1 protein-coding gene is annotated in these 3,854 nt (G+C 36.6%); it reads right to left on the minus strand.

Annotation, left to right across the window (positions count from 1 at the left end; all coding sequences use genetic code 11):
• A partial coding sequence (locus WH52_RS14675) for a beta strand repeat-containing protein (protein ID WP_143592201.1) occupies positions 1–3,854 on the minus strand: 3,854 nt, incomplete at both ends.

Genomic DNA, 3,854 nt, shown 5'->3' on the forward strand with positions numbered 1-3,854 from the left:
CTCCTACTGTTAATGGAGTTCTACAATCTAACGCTTTAGTTAACGCTACTGCGGCATTACTTAATCCGTTAAATGGATTAATTGTTGCTGCTACTGTATCTGAACATCCTTGAGCATTGTATGCTGTTACGCTTACGCTTCCTCCTGCAACATTGTTTACTTCAAAACTTGTTGATGATCCGTCTTGTGTTACATCATCTGTCGTATCTCCTGGTGTATTGTTATCATAAACAAATACAAATCGGTTATACGTTCCTGCTGGGGTGATACTTCCTGTTGTAATACTTACTACTGCATTGTTAGTAACGTTTGTGTTTGCGTTACATCCAAATTGTGTAGTAGTTAATGCTCCTGAAATATCAATATCTGCATTCTCTGTAATCGTTACATTTTGAGTTCTTGTACAGTTATTTGTTGTACTGCGTGCCTCTACTACATAAGTAGTTCCTGCTGTTAATCCTGAGAAAGTTGTTGATGTTTGGTATGCTCCATACGTTGTTCCTCCGTTTGACGATAATCGATACTCTAATGGTAAAATACCATTGTCGGTAGCCGTTACCTCTATAACTCCATCACTGCTTCCAAAACAAATGTTATCTACACTTGCTATAGCACTAAAGTTTGGTAATGTAGCAGCTACAACATCTATTTGTTTAGCAGATGCAACACAACCAGAAGTAACATCTGTTACTACTACTTGATAAGTGCCAGCTGTAGTTACAGCGTGAGTAGTATTAGTCGCTGCTCCTGTTATAGTTCTAGTAGTAGGTGCTACTGGTGAAGGTCCTGTAATTGTATAACTAAAGTTACCTGTTGCTCCTAAGTTTGTTCCTGAAGTAATATCTATTCTAATTTCAGCATCAGCAGCACATGTTAAGTTTTGTGCCATTGATAAACTAAATTCTACTTCTGGATTAATCGTTACTGCTTGTACTGCTGATGTACAACCTGTTGCATCTCTAACAATTACATTGTGTACTCCTTCTGCTACATTTGTAAATGTATAAGGGTCTGTTGTACTTGCAGTTGTATAATTTGCTCCATTATCAATAGAATATTGGTATGGTGCCACACCTGAAGTAACATCAACAGTAATTGTATTTGTACCACAACTATTTGTTGTTACTGGTGCTATTGTAGGGTTGTTACTCACATCTAAGCTAATTGGAGTTAACACCTCTGAACATCCATTAGAGTCAGTTACTGTAACTCCAACATTAACCGTTCCTCCAGCCAATGCTGCTAAATAAGGAACTGTTATTGTTGTTCCTGATAAAGTATAAGTTGCCCCTCCACTTACAGATATAGTATATGTATAAGGTCCAAAACCACCTACAACATTTTCAATGTTAACAACTCCATCTGTAGAACATGTAATGTCGTTAACTTTTACAACATTACCAGTAATTGGTTCTCCTTTTGTTATAGTTACATCTTCACTACCCCAAGTACAGAATCCTGAAGTAGAAGTACCTGTTACTTCTATATAATAATCTCCTTCGGCTAATGGTGGATTAGGTGTCGTACCTACAACAATATCAGCAAATCCATTTTGGGTTATTGCTGTATAACCTGCAACAGGACTACCAACATTAGTAATTGGATCTCTTAGATATAAAGTATAATCGAAAGGATCTGATAAACCGGTTGCTGGCGTTGGGTTATTTATTGAGAATGTAATAACTCCAGTATCTGTTGCTCCAGCACAAGAATTGTTAGTAGCTACTCCCGTAACTGTAACTGTAGGAGTTAATCCATTAATATCTTCATTATTTTGCTCAATACAATCATCAGAAGTATCTCCTGGTGTATTGTTAGTATCTCTTACATAGAATGTATAACTTAACCCAGGAGTTAATCCTGTAAATGTTAACGTTCTTGTTGGGTCTGCTCCAGGAACTCCTGTCCCTGTAGGATTATCTGGAGTCCAAATTCCATCTGCTGTAAACCAAGTTCCATTAGGATCATCTATGGCAAATTGGAATGGACCTGTACCATTAATAGCTTCTACTGTTACACTAAATCCTGTTGAACAATCACTTGGGTTACTAATTGGATTTACAATTAAACCATTAACTACAAATGGTGTTTCAAATCTATCTAAATAGTTAATACAAACTACATTGTTAGAAGCATCTAAAATTCTTAATGCTCCATTAACTACTGTTCCTGGGTTTATTCCTGTAAACTCATAGGTTGTTATATCTGACGAATCATAAGTTACCCAAGTACCGTCTAATCTTCTTAACTGTAATGTATATGGAGCAGAAGGTACTGCACTTGCTGGTACTAAATATCTAAATCCATATCCGCTATTATCTACCGTAAAGTCAACACAAGTTGCAGGTAAAATTCCTTCTAATGTTGCGTTTAATTCTGGTAAAGATGTTACAGAAATATTTGAATTTGCTCCTGGAGAACATCCATTTACATCTGTTACTGTAACAGTATAATTTCCTACTGGTATATCAACAAAACTAGCTGTTGTTGAATTAGCAGTAATTGTTCTTGTTACTGAACCTCCATCGGTTAATGTTAAACTATATGGTGCTTCACCATTTGTTATAACAACATCAACAGTTCCTAATTCACCAAAACATCTTGGAGAATTACTTGTTAATGATGTTATTGTTGGATTTGGTTTAACTGGTCCAACAGTTTCTGTTAACATTATTTGACAATAACCAGTATTACCACTATTATCTCTTATATAAATATCATAAGTACCTGGACCCCTTAAAATAGGTAAGGTTGTGTTGAAAGTAGCATCTGCTGGTACACCTGATCCGGTAGTGACTGCTGAATACACATAAGTTCCTGCACCTGTTCCTCCTAAAACATTTAAGTCAATTTCTCCATCATTACAGGTAGGATCATCAATTGTAGCTGATGCTGTTAATTCTGGATGAATCGTAACACTTTGTTGTGTTGTTGTACATCCAAAACCATCAATTACATCTACTGTATAAGTAGCTGCTGCTAAACCTGTAAATGTATATGTTGTTACTCCTGCTGCTAAAATAACTGGAGCTCCTCCATTTAATATCACTCTATAATTATCATTACCACCAGTGATGTTTACATTTATTTCTCCATTAAAACAATTAGCAGTGGTTGCTGTAAACGCTACTGAAGATTGCGATACAATAGTTATAGGATACGGCTGTGATCTACATGTGTTACCATCTATCGCTACAATTGTATAACTTCCTGCTGGTACATTGGTAAATGGTACCGCTGTTTGTAATACAGTTGCTCCATCACGTAACTCAAAAGTATACGTTCCTGTTCCGCCTACTGCACTTGGTTGTATTGTTGCACCTGTTGCTGGATTACAGGTTACCTGCTTTGTTATAGCTGCATTAGCTACAACTTCTGCTGGTTCACTTAAGGTTACGTTTGGTAAACTTAAGGTACAAGCTGCTGGTGAAGTAGCATTTGGTCGTACTTGAATTGAATACGTAATATTATCTAAGCCTGTAATGGTAAACTCCGTAGTGGTTGATGTTAACCATGTTCCATTATAATTATAGTCAAATGGAGCTTGTGAAGCTTCAATAGTTATACTTCCATCTGTTCCTCCAAAACATGTTACATCACTCTGACGAATTACTGATGCCATAAATTCTTGGTCATCGGCTACATTTACAGTGATATCTTTTGTACAACCGCTTCCATAGTCTACAGTAATTGTATGATTTCCTACTGCTTGATTGTTAAATACTCCTGTTGAGTTTGAACTTCCACCCAAAGTATAGGTATAACTCCCTACTGGTGCTGCTGTAATCGTAATATTTCCTGTTCCATCACAATTATATGCTACTGCACTTGTTAAAGCTGGTTCGGTTGGTAAG

This window comes from Tenacibaculum holothuriorum, assembly GCF_002120225.1.
Taxonomy (GTDB): Bacteria; Bacteroidota; Bacteroidia; order Flavobacteriales; family Flavobacteriaceae; genus Polaribacter; species Polaribacter holothuriorum.